Consider the following 23,704-nt stretch of genomic DNA (forward strand, 5'->3'; position numbering starts at 1 on the left):
AAACGATTTTTACCAAGGAGAACGAAGAGTGCAAAAGAAACTATTGGCAGCAGCAATCCTGTCGGCCCTGAGCGGCGCGGCGGCGGCACAGAGCAACGTGACCGTCTACGGCCTGATCGACACCGGCATCGAATACGTCAACAACGCCGGCGCCAACGGCGGCAGCGTGACGCGCATGAGTTCGGGCGCGATGAATACTTCGCGCATCGGTTTTCGCGGCACCGAGGATCTGGGCGGCGGATTGAAGGCGATCTTCCAGTTGGAAAACGGCTTCAAGCTTGATACCGGCGCCTTCGACGGCGATGCCAACCAACTGTTCAACCGCCAATCCAACGTCGGCCTGGAAGGCAGCTTCGGCCGCGTCGTCGCCGGACGTTCGTTCAGCACCACCTATGACTTCATCCTGCCGTTCGACCCGATGGGTTACTCGGCGCAGTATTCGTGGGTGACGTCCGCCGGCGCCACCGGCGGCCGCAAGGACGGCATGCCGACCGGCGTGTCGAACATGATCAAGTACCAGGGTGATTTCGGCGGCGTCAAGATCGGCGCGATGTACGGCTTCGGCGAAGTGGCCGGCAGCGTCAGCGACACGTCGAAGTATGGCGTCGGCGTGGCTTACGGTACCGGTCCGTTCTCGCTGGCGACCACCTACGATCGCGTCAACGGCACGGCGGCGGTTGCCGGCGGCGCCTATGACAAGACCACGACGGTGCATCTGGCTGCCGGCTATCAGGTGATGGAGGAACTGAAGTTCAATCTCGGCTACCGTTATTTCAAGAAGACGCAGGCATCCGGCGCGGCTGATTTGCGCAGCGATTTCTACTGGGGCGGCGCGACGTACAAGTTCACGCCGGCATGGAGCCTGATCGGCGCCATCTACTATCAGAATCAGAAAAATCTGGTAACCGATGCCGATCCGATCATGTATTCGCTGCGTCTGAAATACGCCTTGTCCAAACGCACCGATCTGTATGCCAGCGGTGCCTATGCCAAGGCCAAGAACAATCAACTGGTTGGCCTGTCGCGTGACGATGTCGGGTTTGGCAACAGCCAGACCGGTGTGACACTGGGCATGCAACACCGGTTCTAATTGTAGAAGCCGCTAAAAATGAAGCTGGCGTTGTTGCACCGATAAAGTACTGTCTGCATCGGTGCGCCCAGTCAGCTTCATTTTGTAGCGACTTCCACCGGTTGTGATGATGTTAAAAAAGCGAGGCTTCGGCCTCGCTTTTTTTTATGAATCGGCAGAAAAGCGGAATCAGTCTTGCGGATCGATCGGCTCGAACACGCCGGCGCTGCGGTTCTTTTGCACCTGATCCCATGCGAAAACGCGGCCGTTCATCGCAACATAGACGCCGTGCGTCAGCACCTGCGCGACGCCGCAGGCAAAGCCGAAGTTGAATTGCGCGTCCGATCCCTGGATGGCGTAGGGAATCATGGCACCGGTGATCACGATGGTTTTGGCGAGCTGGGCGGCGCCCAATACGCGTGCGGTGTCTTGCATCGTATCGGTGCCGTGGATGATGACGATGGCGTTTTCTTCCGAGCGGTCGCACGAGGCCAGCACGCGGCGGCGGTCGATGTCCTGCATGTCGAGCGAGTCGAGCAGGGGCAGTTCTTCCAGTGTCGCGGGGACGGTCAGGCGTGCCCGCGCGATCACTTCAGGCAGGTGGCTGGTGGTGAACCCGAGCTGGCCGGCGATTTCGTCGTAGTGTTTGTCGAAGGTGCCGCCGGTGGCGATGATGCGTAAAGTCATGATGGTGACGAATCAGAAAGAATGAGTCGTTGCCATCATACCCCACATCTCGGCACCAGCAGCACTGTGCGGCCTCAGGCTGCCATGAGCTGCAGCGTCGAGCCGGTATTTTCGGCGGCCTGTTCAGCCACCTCCGGCGGCATCGGAATCTGGCCGTCGATCAGCAGCGCGAACAGGCGTTCGACGTCGATGGCCTGGATCAGCAATTGGCCATTGTTGGCCTTGATGACCTGCGTCACCAGCATCGACGCCCCTTGCACGGCGAAGGGCGTGTGGATGATCTGGCCGGGATTGAATTGCGGTACGGCGTGCAATTCATCGACCAGCAGGCCGATGGTGTGCTCTCCTTCGCGCACGATCATCACCTGGCTGCTGCCGCTGACGGTCGAGCGCGTGCCGCGCATCATCTGACCGAGGTCGAAGACCCAGATGAATTCTTTGTGCTTATTGTCCGCATCGTCGCGCTGCAAGCCCAGCACGCCGATCTGTTCCACACGCGATCCCATCGATGTCGGCAGCACGGCGCTGTAGGGAACCGCCTCCACAACATGCGCGGCCGAGATGGCGAACAGATTGTTGTCGCTGAAGAAGGTCGCGTATTCGCTGCCGTCGGTGATGGTAGGATCGCTCTCCAGCAGGAACTGGCGGCTGTCGGTTTGCGAACCTGCACCTTGCACCGCGCCGAAGGATTCGAAGACGACGGCGATGATGTCTTCCTGATAGCCGTCGCTGACCTTGAATTCGCGATAGCCGCTGGACACCGAGCAGGCCACGATGGCGTATTCATTGTCATGCACGGTGACTTGCGACGCGCGTCCGCCGTTGGCGATAGCCAGCAGCGCCGGATCGATTTCGAGCGTGTCGCCGACGGCGCGCTTGTCGTCGGTGGTCGAGATGATGCGCGCGTTGCGGTCGATGTAGAAGGCGGTCATCTTCTTCTTGCCGGTGATGCCGCTGGCCAGCATGTTGGAAAATTCCGGCGTCGAATCGAAAACGATGCCGATGCCGCCGACCACGGTGGCTTCATTCTCGAGATCGCGAATTGCCGCGTGATAAATGTAAGTGTTCTTGTCGTCGTACAGCGGCGTAGTAGCAAACTGGCTGACGTAGTATTGCTGCTGCGTGCGCAGCGACAGCACTTGCTTGAGGCTGTCTTCATCGACATGCGTGCCGATCATCGCGGCGGTATTGTCGCCGGTGCTGGCGACGATGCGTCCGTGCCGGTCGTAGACAAAGATGCGTGTATACACGGTGTAAAGACCGTTGATGTAGGCAAGGATGTTGGTCATCTTCTCCACCGTCGCCTGATCTTGCTCCGGCTGCGCCAGAGCGGTACGAAGCTCCGGCGTCAACGCCCACCAGCGGCAGTCGTCGGAGCGTTCATACAGATTGCGGTCAAGCAGGTCGACCAGCAGGCTGGTGGTGAATTCGGCGTCGCGCATGCCGGACACCAGCACGGTCTGGTAGAGGTCATGGATCGACTGCGCGAACAATTCATTGCTGCGATTGCCGGTCTCGCTGATCTGGTCGAGGATGGTCTTGAGCTTGAGCATTTCGCCGCGCTGGCCGGCGGTCATGACCTGGCCGTTCCAGACGATGCGCTGGATGGTCTTGGCGGCGGTCATGATGTCGAACAGCGGCGGGCAGAAGGATTCCGCATGCGACAGCAAGCCCTCGGCGATGTCGGACGGCAGCTTGGTCAGTGCGTCGCTGATGACGCCGCTGAAGGCGACTTCCACCGGAATCATGACCTGGCCTTGCCAACCGCTCGGTCCCGGATAGCCCTGATATCCATCGGAAGACACCGTGCGCACCAGATATTCGCGGCCGCAGAACAGCATCAGCGATGCATTGCCGTCGCGGTTGACCGGCACTTCGGTGCCGACCGGAACCCACAGCTTGTCGGCGCTGGCGATGACGCGGTTGTCGGCGTCCAGCAGCAGCATGTTGGAGCGCGATTCGGCATCGCGATGCGAAGAGAAAATGCCGGCCATCTCTTCTTCGAAATGAAAGCACAGGCAGAGGATGCCGACCACCGCACCAGTTTGGGGATGCTGCATGCGGCGCGAGTAAATCAGCGCGCGTTCCTTGCCGGGCCGCAGATCGCTGAAACGGAAGGTCTCGACATAGGCATCGGAGTTGAGCGTCTCGGCGATGAGCGCGTCGGTACTGTGTTCCAGCGGTGTCGCCGGATCGATCTGCACGAGCACGTTGCCTGCCGTGTCGAGCAGCATGATCTCGTCGTAGACGGTGTATTTGTTGCGGTACTCGCGCAGGCGATAGCGGATCGCGTCGGTGTTGTCGGTGATGCCGGCGACGAAATTGCACAATTCGCGATCAGTGGCGAGAAAGCCGACGTCGGCGGTGCGCTCGAACAGATTGCGGACCACGATGTCGATCACGTATTGCGCCTTGGTGCCGATCTCGGTGAGCACGTTGCGGACTTTTTCCTGGACCAGGCTGGCCACCAACTCGCGTTCAAGGCGGCTGAAGCCGGTGCGCGTCGCCGCCATGGTCGGCAGGATGGTTTTGGCTTCGCCGGGGCAATTCATTTTGGCCGAGGCTTCGATTACGCGCCACATCAGATTCAGCTCCTGCAATGACTGTTCGCATTTCGTCACATCGCGCATGTATGGCAGGAAGGTCTCGGTTTGAATCGCTACGTGTTCGCTCATGTTGTCCCTTTAATTGAAGAAGTCCGCAAGAACCTATCCGCGCCGTGCTTATGTTTTGTAAAAATTTCTGAGTTAATGTCGACGCTCAGTTGTCACTACGCAAATTGCGTGCCACGCATTTTATTGATGAATCGATATTCATGTTGTCTACAAGATGGTCTGCAAAGCCGCGTACAGACTAGGTTTTTAAATTTCCACGTGGAAATTTCGAACGGGTTTGAAAAGGAAGAGAAACTGTCGCGTTGAATTTTGGGGAAGCAGGCACACCTAAGTCCGGGCGACGTCACATAACAGTCATGCTGCCGTCAGTCAGAATTTTTATAGTTGGATAAAATTGAGGGGATATGAAACCGATTGCTCCCGGCACCGTCATCTTTCATCGTCATCGCGGCTATGGCGTCATCGTCTCCGTCAACTTATTGACGGGGTGGATTTCTGCGCGCTTCGGCAGCGAGGTGCGCACGCTCGATCTGAATCTGTCTTCCGATGAAGTGCAGCACGCCGACGGCACGCCCATCCTGTTTCGCCGCGCACCGCCGGATCGCATGCCGCATGCGCGGCTGATGGCGATGGTGCGGGAACTGCATGCCGCCGGTTATCAGCGTTTGTATTTATACAGCTGGCCCAAGCCGTCGGGTTTGCATTGGCGCTGGCATTTGTTCGCGGGACCGCGGCAATGGAGCGAGCGTCCCTGGCGCGAAGGCTGGTACGGTTCGGGCGCGGATTACAACTTCAATCCTGTTTTCGGCTGGGGCGATGTGCCGGGCGCGAGTGCGCAGGAACTGGCCAGCGCACTCGCGCAATTCGATCCGCATGGACTGGCGCAGGCGCTGGGCCGCGATGAAGATCACACCGAGTGGTTCGCCTCGGTGTGCGATGCCTTGTTGCCGGATCATGCGTACAGCATGGGATGGGATCACGCCGGGCCGATGCCGGAGCAGTTGCCGGTGATTGCCGTGCGGCGCGGTGTCGCGCCTTACGCCGGGCCGCCGTTGTCGTGGCCGCCCGGCTGGATGCATCTATGGAAGGTGTCGCATGCGCAGTATGCGCCGCCGATCCCGGTGAGGATCAAGCCAACGCCTCAGGATTGAGGACGTTCTTCGGCGTGCCGGCGGCGAAGTCGACGATATTCTGGAACGCCGCGCGGAAATACAACTCGTAGCCGTCTTTTTCCACATAGCCGAGATGCGGCGTGGCGACGACGTTGTCCATGCGCAGCAGCGGCGAATCCTGCGGCAGCGGTTCGGTTTCGAATACGTCGAGCCCGGCGAAACCGGGACGGCCTTGTTGCAGCGCTGCTTCCAGCGCGCCTGCGGCCACCAGTTCGGCGCGGCTGGTGTTGATGAAGGTGGCGGTCGGCTTCATCTGTGCCAGGTCTGCAGCAGTGACGATGCCGCGCGTGGCATCGTTGAGGCGCAGATGCACCGAGACGAAATCCGACGTCGCAAAAAATTCTTCCTTGCTCTCTGCCGCGGTATAGCCGTCTTGCTGTGCCTGCGTGCGGCTGGCGTCGCGACCCCACACCACCACCTTCATGCCGAAGGCTTTGCCGTAACCGGCCACCATGCGGCCGATCTTGCCGTAGCCCCAGATGCCGAGCGTGCGGCCCTTGAGTGCGACGCCGAGGGGATTGTGTTCCGGTACGGCGGAGACTTGCTGCCAGATGCCGGCCTTGAGGTTGGCGGTGTATTGCGGCACGCGGCGCGCGGCGGCCATGATCAGCGCCCAGGTCAGTTCCGCCGGCGCGGTCGGATCGCCGACGCCTTCGACGATGGCGATGCGCTGCGAAGTGGCGGCGGCGACATCGACGTGGCCGCTGACTTTTCCGGTTTGCGAGATCAGTTTCAGCGCCGGGAGTTTTTCCAGCAATGCCTTGTTGAAGACCGTGCGTTCGCGAATCAGTACGACGGCGTCGAAGGGCGTCAGACGCGCGACCAGTTGCCCGGCACCGCGCACGCTGTTGGTGAACACTTTGACGTCATGTCCTTCCAGCATCTTGAAGCAGTCGAGCTGGCGGACGCTGTCCTGGTAGTCGTCGAGGATGGCGATCTTCATAGGGTCTCCGGAGGGCGGTCGGTGTTGAGGAAAACCACATCATAAAACGCCCGCCGGATTTTTGCCGCGACCTTTTCAACGGCAAGAAGATCAGGCTGCCATTTCGATCACCAGCTTGCCGCGCGCGCCACCGGCGTCGATGACGTCATAGGCAGCATCGGCCTGATCGAAGCCGAAGCGGCGTTCATCGACCTGCACGACGAGCTTGCCCGTTTCGACCAGCTTGGTGGCTTCTTGCATGATTTCGCCATGATGAGCGCGATCCTTGCCGCTCAGCAGCGGCATCAGCGTGAAGACTCCCGAGTAAGTCGCTGCGCGGAACGACAGCGGCGCCAGGGCGTGCGTGCCCCAGCCGAGACAACTGACGACGTGGCCGTGGTAACGGCGTGCGGCGACGAAGGAGGCATCCAGCGTGGCGCCGCCGACGGTGTCGTAGACGATGTCGAAGCCTTCGCCGTCGGTGTATTGCTGCACATATTCTTCCACCGTGGCGGCGCGATAGTCGATGAAGGTGGCGCCGTAGGCGGTGATGGTGTCGCGTTGTTCGGCCGAGCCGGTGGCGTAGACCTTGGCGCCGAAGGCGATGGCGATCTGCACTGCGATATGGCCGACGCCGCCGGCGCCGCCATGCACCAATACCTTTTGACCGGTGCGCACGTGCGCGCGGTCGACCAGGCCTTCCCAGGCGGTGATGAAGATCAGCGGCAGGGCGGCGGCGTCGCGCATGCCGATATTGGATGGCTTGCGCGCCAGCAGGTCGGCGTCGACGGCGGCAAATTGCGCCAGCGAACCTTGTACGTTGCCGACGCCGCCGGTCATGCCGTAGACCTCGTCGCCGATGCTGAAGCCGGCGACGCCGGCGCCGACGGCTTCGACCACGCCGGCCATGTCGATGCCGAGGACCGCCGGCAATTGCGCCTGGGCATGTCCGGCTTTGCCGGCGCGGATCTTGGCGTCGAGCGGGTTCAGGCCGCTGGCGAGGATGCGCACCAGCACCTGGCCGGGGCCGGCGACCGGGAGGGCGATATGGGTGACTTGCAGCGGTGTGGCGTGCGCGTTGAGCAGGACGGCTTGCATGGTGTTCATGACATTTCCTTTCGATGGTGATGGCTGGGCGCCGAGTGGTGTGTCTTCAGCGATGGAGCCAGTGTAGAGAGGGAAAGGACGCAGAAAAACGGGGCAGGCCACAATACAGAATGATGAAAACGTGGATAATCGATTGCGGCCAAAAACGGCACGCAAGACGCAAAACTTAAAAAAGCGAGAAGAGCATGGACCGACTGGATGCCCTGAAAGTGTTTTGCAGCGTGGTCGAGGCCGGTGGCTTCAGCCGCGCCGCCGATCGTCTCGGTATCTCGACGTCGTCGGTGACCAATCAGATTTCCGCGCTGGAGGCGCACTTCCGCATCAAGCTGCTCAACCGCACCACGCGCAGCATGTCGCTGACCGCAGAGGGCCGACAATGCTACGAGCAGGCGCTGAAGTTGCTTGGCGACATGAGCGAGCTGGAAGAGGGGCTGATGCAGTCGAACGCTACGCCTGCCGGCACCTTGCGGGTCGACATGCCCAGCGTCATCAGCCGGCAGTACATTGCGCCGGCCTTGCCCAAATTCCTTGCGCAATATCCGGACATCGCGCTGAAGATCACCGTCGGCGACCGCATGATCGACATGGTGGAAGAGGGTGTCGACGTGGTGATCCGCATCGGCGATCTGCCGAGCTCCAACCTGATTGCGAAAACGGTGTTCAAGACCAGTTTCATGACCTGCGCCTCGCCGGCTTTCCTCGAGCGTCATGGCGCGCCGAAGACGCCGCAGGAGCTGCCGGATTTCGCTTGTCTCGGCTTCCTCAATCCCAAATCGCGCATGGTGCGCCCATGGCAATTTACCCACGGCAAGGACAGCTATACGCACATCCCGCAAGGCGCGCTGGCGATGGACCATGTGGAGTCGCTGATCGAGTCCGCCAAGGCCGGTTGCGGCATCGTGCAGCAGATGTCGGTGTCGCTGATTCCGCCGGTGCGCGGCGGCGAGCTGGTGCCGGTGTTGCAGGACTGGCTGGCGCCGGGGCCGGACGTGTCGGTGCTGTTTCAGCAGAAGCATCATCGGGCGGCGAAAATCAAGGCTTTCGTCGATTTCGTCGCTGCTGTCTTTTAAACATCATTTTTCATTTATCCTCATTTTCTTCTTTGCTGCTGCACAGCAATGTCGGTCAGGCGCTGACAACAAATCGGTCGTTTGTCCTGCGGCACTTTGATATTCCCACGATGTCCATTCAGTAAGGCTTCGGCAGGCGAAATCTCAGGAAATACCTTTTGCTGCACTGCTTCGTAATGAAAAAACGCGATCGCGTTAAAAGCAAATTTCCTACTACATTAGTCGGTTACTTTTCACTACAATTAAGCAGGGTACGGGTGTACAATCGCCGCCTGATTTTCATAAAAGCAGCGGCTGCGGAGCGATTTCCGGCAGCGCATTTATGAACGGTTTCAGTGATGACCACGGCTCATCCGGCCTGCTGACCTGAAGCATTCGACAAGACCGCCGTACCACCGGCTGATGGCGCCACCCGCCTCGCCGGCTGCATGCAACGACGATCCTGCCGTGCCAACGAATTCGATTTAACTTTAGGCATTGGAGGTAGTGTTTATGAATCAACCTGTCATGGAAGGCGTCGCCGCAGTGAACGCCCCCGCTTTCGTCAAACACCAGAAACTGATCAACTGGGTCACCGAGATCGCCGCGCTGACCAAGCCGGAAAGCATCTACTGGTGCGACGGTTCGCAGGAAGAATACGATCGCCTGTGCGCCGAGATGGTCGCCGCCGGCACCATGAAGAAGCTGAATCAGGAAAAACGTCCGAACAGCTACCTGGCCTGCTCCGATCCGTCGGACGTGGCGCGCGTGGAAGACCGTACCTTCATCTGCTCCAAGAACAAGGAAGACGCCGGCCCGACCAACAACTGGACCGACCCCGCCGAAATGCGCACGACCCTCAACGGTCTGTTTGCCGGCAGCATGCGCGGCCGTACTTTGTATGTCGTGCCGTTCTCGATGGGGCCGCTGGGTTCGCCGATCGCGCACATCGGCGTGGAATTGTCGGATTCGCCTTACGTTGCCGTGAACATGCGCATCATGACGCGCATGGGCAAGGCCGTGTACGACGTGCTGGGCGCGGACGGCGATTTCGTGCCGTGCGTGCACACCGTCGGCGCGCCGCTGCAAGCAGGCGAGAAAGACGTCGCCTGGCCATGCAACGCCACCAAGTACATCGTTCACTACCCTGAGACCCGCGAGATCTGGTCTTTCGGTTCCGGCTACGGCGGCAATGCGCTGCTGGGCAAGAAGTGCTTCGCACTGCGCATTGCGTCGACCATGGGCCGCGATCAGGGCTGGCTGGCAGAACACATGCTGATTCTCGGCGTGGAGTCGCCTGAAGGTAAAAAACACTACGTCGCAGCAGCTTTCCCATCGGCGTGCGGCAAGACCAACTTCGCGATGCTGATTCCGCCAAAAGCCTTCGACGGCTGGAAAGTCACCACCATCGGCGACGACATCGCCTGGATCAAACCTGGCCAGGACGGTCGCCTGTATGCGATCAATCCGGAAGCGGGTTATTTCGGCGTTGCCCCGGGCACCAACGAAAAGACCAATTTCAACTGCATGGCGTCGCTGCGCGCCAACACCATCTTCACCAACGTCGCACTGACCGACGACGGCGATGTCTGGTGGGAAGGCATGACCAAGGAAGCGCCTGCGCATCTGATCGACTGGCAAGGCAAGGACTGGACGCCGGCAATCGCCAAGGAAACCGGCCGCAAGGCTGCGCATCCGAACGCGCGCTTCACCGTCGCCGCGACACAGAATCCTGTGATCGATGCTGCATGGGACGATCCTGCCGGCGTGCCGATTTCGGCCTTCATCTTCGGCGGTCGCCGTTCGACCACCGTGCCGTTGGTGACCGAAGCGCGCAACTGGGTGGAAGGCGTCTACATGGCCGCGACCATGGGTTCGGAAACCACTGCCGCCGCCGTCGGCCAGCAAGGCGTGGTGCGCCGCGATCCGTTCGCGATGCTGCCGTTCGCCGGCTACAACATGAGCGACTACTTCCAGCACTGGCTGAACCTGGGCCGCAAGATCGCCGCCTCGCCTGCCGAACTGCCGAAGATCTACTGCGTCAACTGGTTCCGTACCGACGCCGACGGCAAGTTCGTCTGGCCCGGCTTCGGCGACAACATGCGCGTCTTGAAGTGGATGCTGGAACGCATCGAAGATCCGCAAGGCGTGCGCGTCGGCGGTACGCCGCACATCTTCGGCGTGTCGCCGCGTTACGAAGACCTGCAATGGGACGGCATCGATTTCACGCCGGAACAGTTCGCCCTGATCACCTCGATCGACAAGGCGGCCTGGTCCCAGGAAGTCGAGTTGCACACCGAGCTGTTCGACAAGCTGAAGCACAACTTGCCGAAGGAACTGGTCGAAGTGAAGGTCGCGCTGGAGAAGAAGTTGGCGGCCTGATCCCGCCGATGAGCTCTCTGCACTGTTAAGGAAAACGGCTGTCGATTTTCGATGGCCGTTTTTTTATGGCCGCAGATAGTCTGCAGCACGCTGCGCATGTGGTCCTGCACCTTCACCGGGCGGCGTGTTTGTCTTGGACTGGTCACACGCGTGTTGCCGTGCTGAAGTAATATTGCGACGGGAACGAAGCCCGTCTCCCGATTTCTACTGAACGGCAAGTCAGCAGTGTAAGCGATCGCCTTTGGCGGCGCAGCGGGGAAGGGTAAAGCCCATGGTTGCATATGGCGTCTTCGTGCCCATATGCCTCTTATCCCTTGTTACACGCAGCATGCCGTTTCATACGAATGTCGATAGTCAAATGCAATCGAAAGTATTAAACAAATAAATTTGATTAATATATAGAGGCACTTTACTATCTCTTCACTCTCTTTCAACCCCTAAGTAAAGGAAATGCAATGTCCCTGATCAATACGACAATCAAGCCATTCAAGGCAACTGCTTACCACGACGGCAAATTCGTCGACATCACCGAAGCAAGCCTGAAGGGCAAATGGTCCGTGTTCGTGTTCTACCCAGCTGACTTTACTTTCGTCTGCCCGACAGAACTGGAAGACCTGGCCAACAACTACGCTGAATTCAAGAAGATGGGCGTGGAAATCTACGGCGTGTCGACCGACACCCATTTCGCGCACAAGGCATGGCACGACACATCGGACGCCATCAAGAAGGTGCAATACCCACTGGTCGGCGATCCAACCACAACGCTGGCTCGCAACTTCGAAGTCCTGATCGAAGAAGAAGGCCTGGCACTGCGCGGTACTTTCGTCATCAATCCGGAAGGCCAGATCAAGGTTCTGGAAATCCATGACAACGGTATCGGTCGCGACGCATCCGAACTGCTGCGCAAGGTCAAGGCAGCGCAATACGTTGCTTCGCACCCAGGTGAAGTTTGCCCGGCGAAGTGGACTGAAGGCGCAGAAACCCTGAAGCCATCCCTGGATCTGGTCGGCAAGATCTAAATCGCCGATTGGGCTACTGCGCGGCCCGACCTCAAAGCTGTGATGCTCACCGTACATCCGTACGGCTGCGCTTCTCGCTTCGACCTCGGACCGCTCGCTACGCCCACTCGACGATTTAATGCATTAGTTAGTATTTAGAAGTAAAGAAACAAACACTGAAGTACCAGTCCGGGCTCGGCGCAAGCAACGCCGCAGAGCTCACGAGGCCGAGCGACGGAGTCCGGACAATATTGAAATCTCACATCAGAGGAAAGTGGAAATCACCATGTTGGATGCCAATCTCAAAGCCCAATTAAAAGCCTACCTGGAAAAGGTCACGCAGCCTATCGAGATCGTCGCGTCGCTGGATGATGGCGCCAAGTCTCGTGAGTTGCAGGAGCTGCTGCAGGAAATCGTCACGCTGTCCGAGCGCATCACGCTGGTCGAGCGCAACGATCACGCTGCACGCAAGCCGTCCTTTTCATTGAATCGCCCCGGTACCGATATCAGCGTGCAGTTCGCCGGTATCCCGATGGGCCACGAATTTACGTCGCTGGTGCTGGCGCTGCTGCAAGTCGGCGGCCACCCCATCAAGCTCGACGACAAGGTGATCGAACAGATCCGCAATCTGGATGGCGATTACACCTTTGAAACCTATATCTCGCTGACTTGCCAGAATTGCCCGGAAGTCGTGCAGGCGCTGAACGTGATGGCGATCATCAACCCGCGCATCCGTTCGGTGACGGTGGACGGCGCGCTGTTCCAGGACGAAGTCGAGAAGCGCCAGATCATGGCCGTGCCGACCGTCTACATGAACGGTGAAGTGTTCGGCCAGGGCCGCACCGGCGTGGAAGAAATCCTCGCCAAACTCGACACCGGCGCCGCAGCGCGCAAGGGTGAAGAACTGAGCGCGAAGGAAGCCTATGACGTGCTGATCGTCGGCGGCGGTCCTGCCGGCGCGGCTGCTGCGATCTATGCAGCGCGCAAGGGCATCCGCACCGGCGTCGTCGCCGAACGTTTCGGCGGCCAGGTGCTGGACACGCTGGCGATTGAAAACTTCGTCTCCGTCAAGGAAACCGAAGGCCCGCAGTTCGCGACTGCGCTGGAGCAGCACGTCCGCGCTTACGACGTCGACATCATGAACACGCAACGCGCCGAAGCACTGGTGCCGGGTAACGGATTGATCGAAGTCAAGCTGGCCAACGGCGGCGTCCTGAAGGGCAAGACCGTGATTCTGTCCACCGGCGCGCGCTGGAGGCAAGTCAACGTGCCGGGCGAGGACGAATACCGCAACCACGGTGTGGCTTACTGCCCGCATTGCGATGGTCCGCTGTTCAAGGGCAAGCGCGTGTCGGTCATCGGCGGCGGCAACTCCGGCGTGGAAGCGGCAATCGACCTGGCCGGTATCGTCAGTCATGTCACGCTGCTGGAATTCGCTGCGGAGTTGAAGGCCGATGCGGTGCTGGTGCGCAAGCTCAAGAGCCTGCCCAACGTCACCATCGTCACCTCGGCGCAGACTACCGAGATCACCGGCGACGGCAAGAAGGTCAACGGCATCAGCTACAAGGAACGTGTCAGCGGCGAAGTGAAGCACGTCGAACTGGAAGGCGTCTTCGTCCAGATCGGTCTGGTGCCGAACACCGAATGGCTCAAGGGTACGGTTGCCCTGTCCAAGCACGGCGAAATCGAAATCGACGCCAAGGGCCAGACGTCTATCCCCGGCGTGTTCGCAGCAGGCGACGTGACGACGGTGCCGTACAAGCAGATCGTGATTGCAGTGGGTGAAGGCTCCAAGGCAGCGCTGAGCGCTTTCGATCACCTGATCCGCACTTCGGCGCCGGAAGAAGCGCCGGTCGTCGCTGCGAAGGAAGCTGTCGCAGCCTGATAGCGATTGACGTATGCGTTTCAGTAGTAAGCCAGACGTAAAAAAGCCACCGCGAGGTGGCTTTTTTATTGCGCCGAAACTTCCCGGCGCCAAGCGATGTTGCGGGATTACTTGAACAGCAGGCGCATCGAATCCCACGCACGGCCGAAGATGCCGGCAGGACCAACCGATTCCAATGCCACCAGCGGCAATTCGGTGACCACCTTGTCGTCAATCATGACCTTCAGGGTGCCGACCTTGGCGTTTTCGGAAATCGGCGCGATCAGCGGATCGTTGCGTTCAACGCGCGGCTTGATCTTGTCGGCGGTGCCCTTCGGTACCGTCACGTAGACGTCGCGCAGGAAACCGATCTTGATCTTGCCTTGCGAACCCTTCCACACGTCAGGCGTGTCGACGGCCTGGCCCTTGCTGTACAGCTTCACCGCGTCGAAGTTCTGGAAGCCCCAGTTCAGCAGCTTCTGGCTTTCTTGCGTACGGACTTGATCGGAGACGGTGCCGATGACCACCGAAATCAGGCGGCGCTCGCCGTTGGCGACCGGACGCTTGGCGGAGGTGATCAGCGAATAGCCGGCGCTTTCGGTGTGGCCGGTCTTCATGCCGTCAACGGTCGGATCCAGCCACAGCAGGCGATTGCGGTTCGGCTGGGTGATGTTGTTGTAGGTGAATTTCTTGACCGAGTAATAGGTTTTGTAAAACTCGGGGAAGTCGTTGATCAGGTTGCGGCACAGGATCGCCAGATCGCGCGCGGTCGTGTACGTATCCGGGCTGGGCAAACCGTGCGGATTGCTGAAGTGCGTGCCGGTCAGGCCCTGGCGTTGCGCCTCGCGGTTCATCAGCACGACGAAGGCGTCGGTGGTGCCGGACACGGCTTCGGACAGCGCCACCGCCGCGTCATTGCCGGAGACCGAGATCAGGCCGTACAGCAGGTTGTTGACCGACACCGGCTTGTTCGGTTCGATGAACATCTTGGAGCTGCTCGGATCGACCTTCCATGCGTTGACGGAAACGTTGATTTCCTGATTCAGGTCGAGACGCTTGTCGCGCACGGCGGCGAAGGCCAGGTAAGCCGTCATCAGCTTGACCAGCGATGCCGGTTCGACGCGCATGTCGGCTTCTTGCGAAGCCATGATCTGGTTGCTCGAGGCATCCAGCAGGAGCCAGGATTTGGCGGCGACGCCGGGAGGTGGAAGGGTCTGGGCACTTGCTGCCGAGAAAGTGACCGACAAGGTCAGGGCGGTTGCGGCAACAGCCGCGAGTAGTTTTTTCATCTTCAGGTGTAAAAATGTGTCCCGCCGGACTGCTCGCGGGACTGTCGTTTGAAAAGAGATGAGTGAACATCGCACCGGGATTATAAACGCCGAGCCTGACAATAAGGCTTTACGGCGTCTGTTTGCTTGCAGTGTCTTCCTGTTTCATGGTCCGTAGCGAGAGGCCGTCAGCCGGTGACGACCGGAGCGCAGGATACCGGAGTGTACTTCAGTACACGAGGATTCCGAGCACCGGACGGCGCCGGATCACGGCCTCGCAGTAGGAGCATGGGACAGGAATCAGCGATGCCACATTTGGACTATCAGGTTCTTGATATGTTGCAGTTTGCGATGAAAAAAGTGATCGGCGCCGGGAATCACGATGACTGGTAATTCCTGCGGACGCGCCCAGTCGAGAACGGCAGTCAGCGGAATCGTGTCGTCCAGCTCGCCGTGAATCAGGATGGTATTGGCCGGCGCCTCCGGCATCGGCCACTTGCCGGCGGCGGTGCCGACCAGCGCGAGGCGTTCGGCCGGCGTGCCTTCGGCGATCAGGCGCTGTTGCAGTTGCGCCTGCACGAAGGTGCCGAACGAGAAGCCGCCCAACGCCAGCGGCAACTCCGGATATTGCCGGCGCATGTGCGCGAGCAGCAGCGCCATGTCGTCGGTTTCGCCCTGGCCGTGGTCATGCACGCCTTCGGATTTGCCGACGCCGCGGAAATTCATGCGCACCGTCACGTAGCCGAGCGCCAGGAAAGAACGCGCCAGCGTCTGCGCGACCTTGTTGTCCATGGTGCCGCCGAACAGCGGATGCGGATGGGCGACCAGCGCCAGGCCGCGCGGCGCGGCGAATTGCTCGGGGTCCGGCAGGTCCAGCGCGCATTCGAGCGGGCCGACTGCGCCGGGGATCAGGAACGATTGTGTTTGGGCGTTCATTGCGTGCGTGGCATTCAGGTGTTCAGATTTTCAGGCGATCGACGATCTTGCCGCCGACGATGTGGGAGTCGATGATTTCATCGATGTCTTGATTGTCGACGTAGGTGTACCAGGTGCCTTGCGGATAGATGACAACCACCGGGCCTTCTTCGCAGCGTTCCAGGCAGCCGGCCTTGTTGATGCGGACCTTGCCTTCGCCGGCCAGGCCGAGTTGCTTGATGCGTTTTTTCGCGTGCTCTTGCGCCGCCTGCGCGCCCTTGTCGGCGCAGCAAGTGCGTTCGCCGGGTTTGCGTTGATTCAAGCAGAAGAAAACGTGGTGTTCGTAGAATGGTTTGTCTGGAGTATCTGTTGTATCTGCGGTGTCTGCCATATCGGGAGCTCGGGGGGAATGGACCAAAGGCACCATGATACACCTCGTTATTTCTGGCCGCCCGGCTTGCGGTGCACGGGATGATAGAGGAACCACAGCGCCAGGAAGGGCCACAGCACCGAGAGGAATTGCGCCGCGCCGTCGAAATTCAGGAATTTGCCCTGCACCCAGGTTTGCAGCGTCGATATGAAGTAAGGGTTGGCGGGCACGGCGTTGGTTGCCAGCAGACTGAAAATCAGGGCCAGTCCGGCCACGCGCCGCTGTGCGTTGAGCGGTGCGAACGACAGGCCTGCGACCATCAGGCCGCCGATGATCATGCCGCCGGCGGCGCCCGGCGTGAACCAGACGAAGGCGTTTTCAGGGGCGAAGAACAAGGCGCAGGCCAGCGACTTGATGAAGACCGCGGCCAGCAGATAGCAGGCCGTCAATGCGTTGCGCGGCGCCTGCTTGCGCAGCAGCAGGAGCATGGTCAGCATGGCGCCGGTCACGCCGCAGGCGGTCACGATGATCTCGGCCAGCCAGTATTGTTCGGCGCTCAGTTGGGCATTGTTGGTCCACCAGGTCGCCAGGTCGATGGGGGTGTCGAGCAGGTCGGAGAGCAGGGCGGACAAGGGCGGCACCAGGTGGCCGAGGCCGAACAGCGGATTTTGCGGATAGATCAGCGCCAGCGGCCACAGCCCGACCACCACCAGTCCGCGGCTGGCTTCGCGCGAGAACCAGCGCCGGCGCAATTCGAGAAAACGGCTTTCACGCAGGAAATAGCGTCCGCTCCAGGCGCCCAGCAATGCGCCGAGCACCGTGCCGCAACTGTTGGTAATCAAATCGAGATTGGACGGGATGCGCGTCGGCAGATACGTCTGTACCGCTTCCATCACCGTCGACAGTGTTATGCCGGCAATGATGCTGATGATCACGGCCCAGTACGAACGGAGGCGCGGATACAGTGCAAACACCATCAGTGCGCCAAACGGCGCATAGCCGACGATGTTGGTCCACAGGTCGAAACCGGTCCAATAGTAGGGCAGGCGCGCCCACAGGTAATCCCAGGGTTGCAGGCCCATGTCGCGCCAGCCGGTGAACGGATACCAGCTGGCGTAGACGATCAGCAGCGTATACATCAGCAGGCTGACGCGCGCGAATGACGAGGCGACGGGCCTTGTTGCAGATGCCGCGGATGCAGCAGATGCCGCAGCAACTGAGGTCGACTGGGCGGCCGGCGCAGGCGGTTGTGGAGGTCGGTGGGAGGCATCCATGCCGGCGAGGGTACCCGATTTCTTCGTCGCTTGCATCAACGACAACCGTTACAATGTGCGCCATGTACGCCACCGATTCCCCATCCTCCAGCGCTGTGACGGCCACGTCCACGATTTCGGCCGCGCGCATTGCCGCATTGATCGCGGCATCGAGCAATGAGCACGCCAAACCTGTCGCGATCGAGGTGGTCGCCCAAACCGGCTCGACCAACGCCGATTTGTTGGCGCGCGTCGCCACGCTGGCGGCACCGACTTTGCTGGTCGCCGAATCGCAGACGGCGGGCCGGGGCCGCGCCGGTCGCGCCTGGCATACGACGGCCACTTCGGCATTGACGTTTTCGCTGGCGTGGAAATTTCGCCGCCCTGTGCATGCGCTGATCGGCCTGCCGCTCGCCATCGGTGTCGCATTGGCAGAAGCGCTGGTGGTGTTCGGCGTGCAGGTCGAATTGAAATGGCCCAACGACGTGCTGCGCGACGGCGCCAAGCTCGCCGGCATTCTGATCGAGACGGCACAAGACAAAGCGGCCGACGCCGGCACGGTGGCATCGACCTGGACCGTGATCGGCATCGGCGTCAACCTCGCCATGCCGCAGGATTTGCAAAACCGCATCGGACGCGCGGTCGCCGACGTGTCCGAATTGCTCGGCCATGACCGCGAGCGCCTGCTGGCCTTGTTGCTGAGCGCTTTGTCCGACGCGCTGGCCGAATTCGACGTGCAGGGATTTGCCGCGTTCGCGGCACGCTGGAATCGCCTGCACGCCTATGCCGGACGCGCCGTGCGCATCCTCGACAACGACCGCGTGGTGCACGAAGGCACGGCCGTCGGCGTGGACGACAAAGGTCGTTTTTTGATGGATGCCGCGGGCGGACGCATTGCCGTGGTGGCGGGCGACGTGTCGTTGCGGTTGCAGGAGTAACGCCATGTTGCTGTTGATCGATGCCGGCAATACGCGCGTCAAATGGGGCGTTCCGCGCGACGTCGCGTTCGCGTCGGGACAGACCGATCGCTGGCTGCATGCCGGTTCGGTGGCGCGCGGCGAGGTGGCTGATTTGTCTGCGGCGTGGAGCGGATTGCAGATTGCGCGCGTCGTGGTTTCCAACGTTGCCGGACCGGTTCTGCGCGAGGCATTGCTGGCAGTATTGCAGGGTGTCTTCGGCGCAGGAATCGAGGTGACCTGGTTCGCGTCGCAAGCCGAACTGGCCGGCTTGCGCAACCGCTATCAAAATCCCGCCCAGTTGGGATGCGACCGTTTCGCCTCCGCCATCGGCGCGCATGCGCTGTTTCCGGGCCGCGCGCTGATTGTTGCCACCTGCGGCACGGCGACGACGGTCGACGCCGTTACCGCTGGCGGCGAGTTCATCGGCGGCATGATCCTGCCCGGTCTCGGCGTGATGGCGACGTCGCTGGCGCTCAATACGGCCCAGCTTCCGCAGATACAGAGCATCAGCGAGACGGTCACTCCCTTTGCCGACAACACGACCGACGCCATCGTCGCCGGCTGCATCGCGGCGCAGACGGGCGCCATCGAACGCGCAGTCGTCCGGCATCGCGAGCTGCACGGCGACGTGCTGTGTGTGCTGGCCGGCGGCGCCGGGCCTGTGCTGGCGTCGTATCTGGCGATGCCGTGCGAAAAGGTCGATAATCTCGTGTTGATCGGGCTGCATGTGGCAGCGAGCGTCTGAGGCTTTCTCTTTCTTGGTGAATCGGGCTGACCGTTATCTATGCTGAAATTGTTTTTTTGGCTATTGCTGATTGCGAATGGCGTTTTGTTTGCGGTGAATCGCGGCTATCTGGGCGCGACGGCTTCCGAACGCCACGAGCCCAAGCGCATGGAGTTGCAGTTGCAGCCGGAAACGCTGACGATCCTGCCGCCGAACAGCGAGAAGCTGGTGGCGCCGGCCAAGGCTGCGGCACCGCTTGCGGCTGCTGAAGCCGACAAGAATGCCAAGCCTGCCGTCGAGACGCCAGCTGTGCAGGCCGAGGCCAAGTCCGAATCGAAAGCGGACACCAAGCCTGATCCTAAGAGCGCAGCCAAGGCAGAAACCATCGCTTGCACCGAGATTGGCAATTTCAATACTGTCGAGGCGCGCAAGTTCGAAGCCCAACTTGCCGGTCTGCACTTGTCCGTCAAGCCGGTGTCGCGCAGCATTCAGGAGGCGGGCAGTTACATGGTTTATCTGCCGTCGCAAGACGGCAGGGATGGCGCCGACCGCAAGGCTGCCGAGCTGCGTCGCCTCGATATCCAGGATTTCTACGTGATGCCGGAATCGCAACCCAATCCGGCGCTGCGCTGGGCGATTTCGTTGGGCGTATTCAAGACCGAGGAAGCCGCCAAGGCCTACATCGGTCAGTTGATCTCGCAAGGCGTGCGCAGCGCGCGCATCATCGCGCGCAATGTCACTTCGACCAGGCAGACATACCAGTGGCGCGGCATTGACGGAGCGACCAAGGCTTCCCTGGACAGCCTCAAGGCAAAATTCCCGAATCAGGAGATGCGCAGTTGCGCGGGCTAAGGCCGGCGCGGGTTACGGACCCGGGTCGATTTGGCGGGAGTGCCGATAAAAGACAACATCCGCAACAATAGCTGCGCGCTTTCCATGTAAAATCGCGGACATTCCGAACATCTCTTCCCAGCTCAGGATTTGCGCTATGACCGACTTGACCGATCTGACCGACGTTGCCCCTCAAATCAAGGCCGAAATTCTGGCCGAAGCCTTGCCGTACATCCGCAAATTCCATGGCAAGACCATCGTCGTCAAATACGGCGGCAACGCCATGACGGAAGAGCGCCTGAAACACGGTTTCGCGCGCGACGTCATCCTGCTCAAGCTGGTCGGCATGAACCCGGTGGTGGTGCACGGCGGCGGTCCGCAGATCGACAATGCGCTGAAGAAGATCGGCAAGCAAGGCACCTTCGTGCAAGGCATGCGCATCACCGACGAAGAAACCATGGAAGTGGTGGAGTGGGTGCTGGGCGGCGAAGTGCAGCAGGACATCGTGATGCTGATCAATCACTACGGCGGCCAGGCAGTCGGCCTGACCGGCAAGGATGGCGGCCTGATCCGTGCGCGCAAGATGCGCATGCCGGACAAGGAGCACCCGGGCGAATTCCTCGACATCGGTTTTGTCGGCGAGATCGAAGCGATCAATCCGGCGGTGGTCAAGGCCTTGCAGGATGACGCCTTCATTCCGATCATTTCGCCGATCGGCTTCGGCGACGATGGTCAGGCTTACAACATCAACGCCGATGTGGTGGCCGGCAAGATCGCCGAGATCCTGCACGCCGAAAAGCTGATCATGATGACAAACATTGCCGGCGTGCAAGACAAGAAGGGCAATCTGCTGACCGATCTGTCGGCGCGCGAAATCGACGAGATGTTCGAAGACGGCACGATTTCGGGCGGCATGTTGCCGAAGATCTCGTCGGCGCTGGACGCCGCCAAGTCGGGCGTCAATACCGTTCACATCATCGACGGCCGCATCGAGCATTCGCTGTTGCTGGAAGTGCTGACCGAGCAGGCATTCGGTACGATGATCCGTTCGCACTGATCGTTGCGGCGTAAAGGAAAAGGCGCTTCCGGGAAACCGGCGGCGCCTTTTTCATTTGTATCTGGTGCATGGAACGCCGGATCCTAGTAAATGCGTTCGACCGTATATCCCTGTTGTTTCAGTAATGCCGGCACGCCCGTGGGGCCGACCAGATGCAGGATGCCAATGGCGGCGAAGACGCCGTCCTGCCGTTTCAGCAGCGCGGCGATGCGATCGGTGAGCAAGGGATTGCGCTGGTCCAGCAACACTTCCTTGGTAAAACGGCCGACGAAACTCTTGTCGCTCTCCATCTCGTCCAGCAAGCCTTGTAGACCTTGCAGGTTGCCGGTGCGCCAATATTCGGCCAGTTCCACCACCTTGGCTGCGCCGGCGGGGTCATTCAACTCTTTGATGGTGTCTTCCAGCAGCAGGTCTTGCTGCGACTCGCTCAGTGCGCCGAACAAAGCCAGTTGTGTTGCCGCGCTCTCCAGTTCGATGATGGGCTTGTTGCGTTTCTGGATGAGGTTGGCGAGGTAGCTGTCGACGGCAAGTTCGGAGCGGTAGCCCTTGCTGTCGAATTCCTGGATGGTCAGCAGGCTGGCGATCATCCACGGGCGGAAGCGACCGACTGCGTCGGGCGGGACATGGTATTTCTGCAACGCAGCCCGGACTTGTTGCAACAGCTCGGGATTCAGTTCGGTGAGATAGCTTTTTCCGTCGGGATAGAAACCGTATTGCAGGACTGCTGCCTGCATCGCCGGAATTTTCTGCGGATCGATTTCCAGCGCGATGGCGGGAGCTTGTTCCAGCGCCTGCATGACGCGAGGTTCGAGCGGATAGAAATTGTCCGCGCCGACGTGGATGGTGCCGAACAGATACAGCGTGTGATGTGCATCCCGGACTTTGAACAATGCGCCATGCCGTCCGTTTTCTGCTGCAGCCTGTGTCGCACCGGCGGCTTCCGCCATGGGCAGATAAAGACCAAGCGTCCAGGCGAATATCACTATAATCAGACGTCGCACCATTTCGTATCCTTGTTCACTTCATCCAGTTTCATCGTGCCGAATACTACACCGCTCTGGCTTTTCGATCTCGACAACACCCTCCACAACGCTTCCCACGCGATCTTCCCGGCAATCAACGCCAACATGAATGTGTTCATGGAACGCGTGCTGAAGGAGCAGGGCCTGCCGTCCGACGAGGAGGCCGTCAATGCGTTGCGTCAGCGTTACTGGCGTTTGTATGGCGCGACCTTGCTGGGGATGGTGCAGCATCATCAGGTGCTGCCGGACGATTTCCTGCGCGAGGCGCACCACTTCGACGACTTGTTCGACATGATCCGCGCCGAGCGTGGTTTGCTGAACATGCTCAAGCGTTTGCCGGGTCGCAAGATTTTGCTGACGAATGCGCCGTTGCGTTATTCGCGGGACGTCGTGCGCTATCTCGGTCTGCACCGGCATTTCGACCAGCACATTTCCATCGAATCGATGCGTGTGCACCGGCAATTGAAACCCAAGCCGTCGCGGCAGATGCTGCGCAAGCTGCTGGCGCGCGAGCGTGTCGCCGCTCATCGCTGCGTACTGGTGGAAGATACGCCGGCGAACCTGAAATCAGCGAAGGAACTGGGTTTGCGCACGGCGTGGGTGACGCAATATTTGACCGGAAATCCGCATTTCTCTTCGGCCGGAGTGCGTCGCATGTTGACGATGCATCCGTCTTACGTCGACGTCAAGGTGAGATCAGTGCGGCAATTGACTGGCCATTTGCGCCGCTTGGTCGCGCGCGCTTAATCGGCGCAATCCGCGCACCAGCCCTTGATGGTCAATTCGATTTCGTGGCTTTGAAAGCCTTTGCCCAGTGATTTTTGCAAGGCGGTCTGGAGCTGTGCCGCCGTGGTCTGGCGCTTGCCGGACGAAGGCAGGACGCTTTCCAGAAAACCTGCTTCGCCGCTGCCGTCGAGGCAAAACACACGGGCGCAGCGAGTGCATTTGAAGTGGCCGTGCTGGTGTTGCGGGTGGCCATGCGCATGCTGATGAGCGCCATGGTCGTGATGTTCCGCGCCGGCGCCGGCGTTGTAGCGGAAAATGCGGTCGTCGCTGGCGATTTTGTGCGCCAGCCCGGCTTCGGTCAGACAATCGAGCGCGCGGTACAGCGTGACGCGGTCCATGTCGACCAGTTGATCCTGAATATCCTGATGCGACACGGCGCTGCGCGCGCTGAGCAGTGCCGCCATGACGCTGACGCGCGCCTGCGTCACGCGCACGGACGCGTCGCGCAATTGCAATTCAGCCAACGCTTGCGCTTTGGCCGGGACCGGGGCTTGGGCGAGAGCGGTTGGCATGACGGTGTCGGCTGGTTTGGATTTCATGGGACGTTTGCTGGGGTTCCGGCTTTGAAGTAAAAGCCTATGGACGAATTATGCCGCAATTCGCCGCAGCAAGCGTTCCGCGCGCGCCAGGCCGGTGCAATAAAGCATCGTCGCG

21 protein-coding genes are annotated in these 23,704 nt (G+C 60.4%); 11 read left to right on the plus strand and 10 right to left on the minus strand.

From position 1 onward, the window contains the following. Positions 1-28: 28 nt before the first annotated feature. Positions 29-1,090 (plus strand): porin, encoded by a 1,062-nt coding sequence (locus tag PMI16_RS10740; RefSeq protein ID WP_007879342.1) that lies wholly within the window; start codon positions 29-31, stop codon positions 1,088-1,090. 168 nt (positions 1,091-1,258) lie between these two features. Here the strand turns inward: PMI16_RS10740 and PMI16_RS10745 are convergent, their stop codons facing one another. Next, complete coding sequence (locus PMI16_RS10745) at positions 1,259-1,756, minus strand: asparaginase domain-containing protein (RefSeq protein WP_007879343.1); 498 nt, start codon at positions 1,754-1,756, stop codon at positions 1,259-1,261. Between the two features lie 74 nt (positions 1,757-1,830). Beyond that, complete coding sequence (locus PMI16_RS10750) at positions 1,831-4,431, minus strand: chemotaxis protein CheW (RefSeq protein ID WP_007879344.1); 2,601 nt, start codon at positions 4,429-4,431, stop codon at positions 1,831-1,833. Between the two features lie 344 nt (positions 4,432-4,775). Here PMI16_RS10750 and PMI16_RS10755 point away from each other — a divergent pair, with 344 nt between their 5' ends. Continuing rightward, entirely contained in the window at positions 4,776-5,522 is a 747-nt protein-coding gene (locus tag PMI16_RS10755; protein WP_007879346.1) for a hypothetical protein, read from the plus strand. Here the strand turns inward: PMI16_RS10755 and PMI16_RS10760 are convergent. Both PMI16_RS10760 and PMI16_RS10765 read right to left on the minus strand, forming a co-directional pair. Next, a complete protein-coding gene (locus tag PMI16_RS10760; RefSeq protein WP_007879352.1) occupies positions 5,500-6,486 on the minus strand; it encodes a D-2-hydroxyacid dehydrogenase family protein in 987 nt (328 codons plus the stop codon). The genes PMI16_RS10755 and PMI16_RS10760 overlap by 23 nt on opposite strands. 90 nt (positions 6,487-6,576) lie before the next feature. Beyond that, positions 6,577-7,572, minus strand: a complete 996-nt coding sequence (locus tag PMI16_RS10765) for a zinc-dependent alcohol dehydrogenase family protein (RefSeq protein WP_007879353.1) — start codon at positions 7,570-7,572, stop codon at positions 6,577-6,579. Positions 7,573-7,757: 185 nt separating this feature from the next. Here PMI16_RS10765 and PMI16_RS10770 point away from each other — a divergent pair, with 185 nt between their 5' ends. The 4 genes from PMI16_RS10770 to ahpF all read left to right on the plus strand — a co-directional run bounded on the left by PMI16_RS10770 (position 7,758) and on the right by ahpF (position 13,886). Further along, positions 7,758-8,642, plus strand: a complete 885-nt coding sequence (locus PMI16_RS10770; RefSeq protein WP_007879354.1) for a LysR family transcriptional regulator — start codon at positions 7,758-7,760, stop codon at positions 8,640-8,642. Positions 8,643-9,134: 492 nt separating this feature from the next. Further along, positions 9,135-11,003: a phosphoenolpyruvate carboxykinase (GTP) gene (locus PMI16_RS10775; protein WP_007879355.1), complete on the plus strand. Its 1,869-nt coding sequence runs from the start codon at positions 9,135-9,137 to the stop codon at positions 11,001-11,003. Between the two features lie 455 nt (positions 11,004-11,458). Continuing rightward, complete coding sequence (gene ahpC, locus PMI16_RS10780; protein WP_007879356.1) at positions 11,459-12,022, plus strand: alkyl hydroperoxide reductase subunit C; 564 nt, start codon at positions 11,459-11,461, stop codon at positions 12,020-12,022. A gap of 265 nt (positions 12,023-12,287) precedes the next feature. Beyond that, the gene (ahpF, locus tag PMI16_RS10785; RefSeq protein WP_007879362.1) at positions 12,288-13,886 is read left to right on the plus strand and encodes an alkyl hydroperoxide reductase subunit F; all 1,599 of its coding nucleotides are present in this window, start codon (positions 12,288-12,290) and stop codon (positions 13,884-13,886) included. A 107-nt stretch (positions 13,887-13,993) separates the two neighbouring features. Here the strand turns inward: ahpF and PMI16_RS10790 are convergent, their stop codons facing one another. The 4 genes from PMI16_RS10790 to PMI16_RS10805 form a co-directional block, all read right to left on the minus strand. Next, a complete protein-coding gene (locus tag PMI16_RS10790; protein ID WP_007879364.1) occupies positions 13,994-15,154 on the minus strand; it encodes a D-alanyl-D-alanine carboxypeptidase family protein in 1,161 nt (386 codons plus the stop codon). Positions 15,155-15,433: 279 nt separating this feature from the next. After that, positions 15,434-16,069 (minus strand): alpha/beta hydrolase, encoded by a 636-nt coding sequence (locus PMI16_RS10795; RefSeq protein WP_007879366.1) that lies wholly within the window; start codon positions 16,067-16,069, stop codon positions 15,434-15,436. A 22-nt stretch (positions 16,070-16,091) separates the two neighbouring features. Next, on the minus strand, positions 16,092-16,439 hold the full coding sequence (locus PMI16_RS10800) for a (2Fe-2S) ferredoxin domain-containing protein (RefSeq protein ID WP_034379984.1): 348 nt from the start codon (positions 16,437-16,439) through the stop codon (positions 16,092-16,094). Between the two features lie 47 nt (positions 16,440-16,486). After that, positions 16,487-17,557, minus strand: coding sequence for a VanZ family protein (locus PMI16_RS10805; protein WP_007879368.1), 1,071 nt, complete (start codon positions 17,555-17,557; stop codon positions 16,487-16,489). A 197-nt stretch (positions 17,558-17,754) separates the two neighbouring features. On the opposite strand from PMI16_RS10805, the gene PMI16_RS10810 reads away from it, so the two are divergent. From PMI16_RS10810 to argB, 4 genes are all read left to right on the plus strand, one after another. Next, positions 17,755-18,609, plus strand: a complete 855-nt coding sequence (locus PMI16_RS10810; RefSeq protein ID WP_007879369.1) for a biotin--[acetyl-CoA-carboxylase] ligase — start codon at positions 17,755-17,757, stop codon at positions 18,607-18,609. A 4-nt stretch (positions 18,610-18,613) separates the two neighbouring features. Beyond that, positions 18,614-19,375 (plus strand): type III pantothenate kinase, encoded by a 762-nt coding sequence (locus PMI16_RS10815; protein ID WP_007879370.1) that lies wholly within the window; start codon positions 18,614-18,616, stop codon positions 19,373-19,375. Positions 19,376-19,414: 39 nt separating this feature from the next. After that, positions 19,415-20,206: an SPOR domain-containing protein gene (locus tag PMI16_RS10820; RefSeq protein ID WP_007879372.1), complete on the plus strand. Its 792-nt coding sequence runs from the start codon at positions 19,415-19,417 to the stop codon at positions 20,204-20,206. Positions 20,207-20,342: 136 nt separating this feature from the next. Then, positions 20,343-21,242: an acetylglutamate kinase gene (gene argB, locus PMI16_RS10825; RefSeq protein ID WP_007879374.1), complete on the plus strand. Its 900-nt coding sequence runs from the start codon at positions 20,343-20,345 to the stop codon at positions 21,240-21,242. An 83-nt stretch (positions 21,243-21,325) separates the two neighbouring features. On the opposite strand, the gene PMI16_RS10830 is transcribed toward argB, so the two are convergent. After that, positions 21,326-22,246 (minus strand): TraB/GumN family protein, encoded by a 921-nt coding sequence (locus tag PMI16_RS10830; protein WP_007879376.1) that lies wholly within the window; start codon positions 22,244-22,246, stop codon positions 21,326-21,328. A 30-nt stretch (positions 22,247-22,276) separates the two neighbouring features. On the opposite strand from PMI16_RS10830, the gene PMI16_RS10835 reads away from it, so the two are divergent. After that, complete coding sequence (locus tag PMI16_RS10835; RefSeq protein WP_085942267.1) at positions 22,277-23,011, plus strand: pyrimidine 5'-nucleotidase; 735 nt, start codon at positions 22,277-22,279, stop codon at positions 23,009-23,011. On the opposite strand, the gene PMI16_RS10840 is transcribed toward PMI16_RS10835, so the two are convergent. Then, on the minus strand, positions 23,008-23,589 hold the full coding sequence (locus PMI16_RS10840) for a Fur family transcriptional regulator (RefSeq protein WP_007879380.1): 582 nt from the start codon (positions 23,587-23,589) through the stop codon (positions 23,008-23,010). The genes PMI16_RS10835 and PMI16_RS10840 overlap by 4 nt on opposite strands. Positions 23,590-23,704: the final 115 nt, after the last annotated feature.

Source organism: Herbaspirillum sp. CF444 (assembly GCF_000282135.1).
In the GTDB taxonomy this organism is placed as follows: domain Bacteria; phylum Pseudomonadota; class Gammaproteobacteria; order Burkholderiales; family Burkholderiaceae_D; genus Herbaspirillum.

Excerpts from the sequence above, each read along its gene's own strand:
- PMI16_RS10770 (WP_007879354.1), top strand. The coding sequence starts at position 7,758 with ATGGACCGACTGGATGCCCTGAAAGTGTTTTGCAGCGTGGTCGAGGCC.
- PMI16_RS10750 (WP_007879344.1), bottom strand. The coding sequence starts at position 4,431 with ATGAGCGAACACGTAGCGATTCAAACCGAGACCTTCCTGCCATACATG.
- PMI16_RS10745 (WP_007879343.1), bottom strand. The coding sequence starts at position 1,756 with ATGACTTTACGCATCATCGCCACCGGCGGCACCTTCGACAAACACTAC.
- PMI16_RS10810 (WP_007879369.1), top strand. The coding sequence starts at position 17,755 with ATGTACGCCACCGATTCCCCATCCTCCAGCGCTGTGACGGCCACGTCC.
- PMI16_RS10800 (WP_034379984.1), bottom strand. The coding sequence starts at position 16,439 with ATGGCAGACACCGCAGATACAACAGATACTCCAGACAAACCATTCTAC.
- argB (WP_007879374.1), top strand. The coding sequence starts at position 20,343 with ATGACCGACTTGACCGATCTGACCGACGTTGCCCCTCAAATCAAGGCC.
- PMI16_RS10755 (WP_007879346.1), top strand. The coding sequence starts at position 4,776 with ATGAAACCGATTGCTCCCGGCACCGTCATCTTTCATCGTCATCGCGGC.
- PMI16_RS10790 (WP_007879364.1), bottom strand. The coding sequence starts at position 15,154 with ATGAAAAAACTACTCGCGGCTGTTGCCGCAACCGCCCTGACCTTGTCG.
- ahpC (WP_007879356.1), top strand. The coding sequence starts at position 11,459 with ATGTCCCTGATCAATACGACAATCAAGCCATTCAAGGCAACTGCTTAC.
- PMI16_RS10805 (WP_007879368.1), bottom strand. The coding sequence starts at position 17,557 with ATGTATACGCTGCTGATCGTCTACGCCAGCTGGTATCCGTTCACCGGC.
- PMI16_RS10815 (WP_007879370.1), top strand. The coding sequence starts at position 18,614 with ATGTTGCTGTTGATCGATGCCGGCAATACGCGCGTCAAATGGGGCGTT.
- PMI16_RS10795 (WP_007879366.1), bottom strand. The coding sequence starts at position 16,069 with ATGAACGCCCAAACACAATCGTTCCTGATCCCCGGCGCAGTCGGCCCG.
- PMI16_RS10830 (WP_007879376.1), bottom strand. The coding sequence starts at position 22,246 with ATGGTGCGACGTCTGATTATAGTGATATTCGCCTGGACGCTTGGTCTT.
- ahpF (WP_007879362.1), top strand. The coding sequence starts at position 12,288 with ATGTTGGATGCCAATCTCAAAGCCCAATTAAAAGCCTACCTGGAAAAG.
- PMI16_RS10820 (WP_007879372.1), top strand. The coding sequence starts at position 19,415 with ATGCTGAAATTGTTTTTTTGGCTATTGCTGATTGCGAATGGCGTTTTG.
- PMI16_RS10760 (WP_007879352.1), bottom strand. The coding sequence starts at position 6,486 with ATGAAGATCGCCATCCTCGACGACTACCAGGACAGCGTCCGCCAGCTC.
- PMI16_RS10775 (WP_007879355.1), top strand. The coding sequence starts at position 9,135 with ATGAATCAACCTGTCATGGAAGGCGTCGCCGCAGTGAACGCCCCCGCT.
- PMI16_RS10765 (WP_007879353.1), bottom strand. The coding sequence starts at position 7,572 with ATGAACACCATGCAAGCCGTCCTGCTCAACGCGCACGCCACACCGCTG.
- PMI16_RS10840 (WP_007879380.1), bottom strand. The coding sequence starts at position 23,589 with ATGAAATCCAAACCAGCCGACACCGTCATGCCAACCGCTCTCGCCCAA.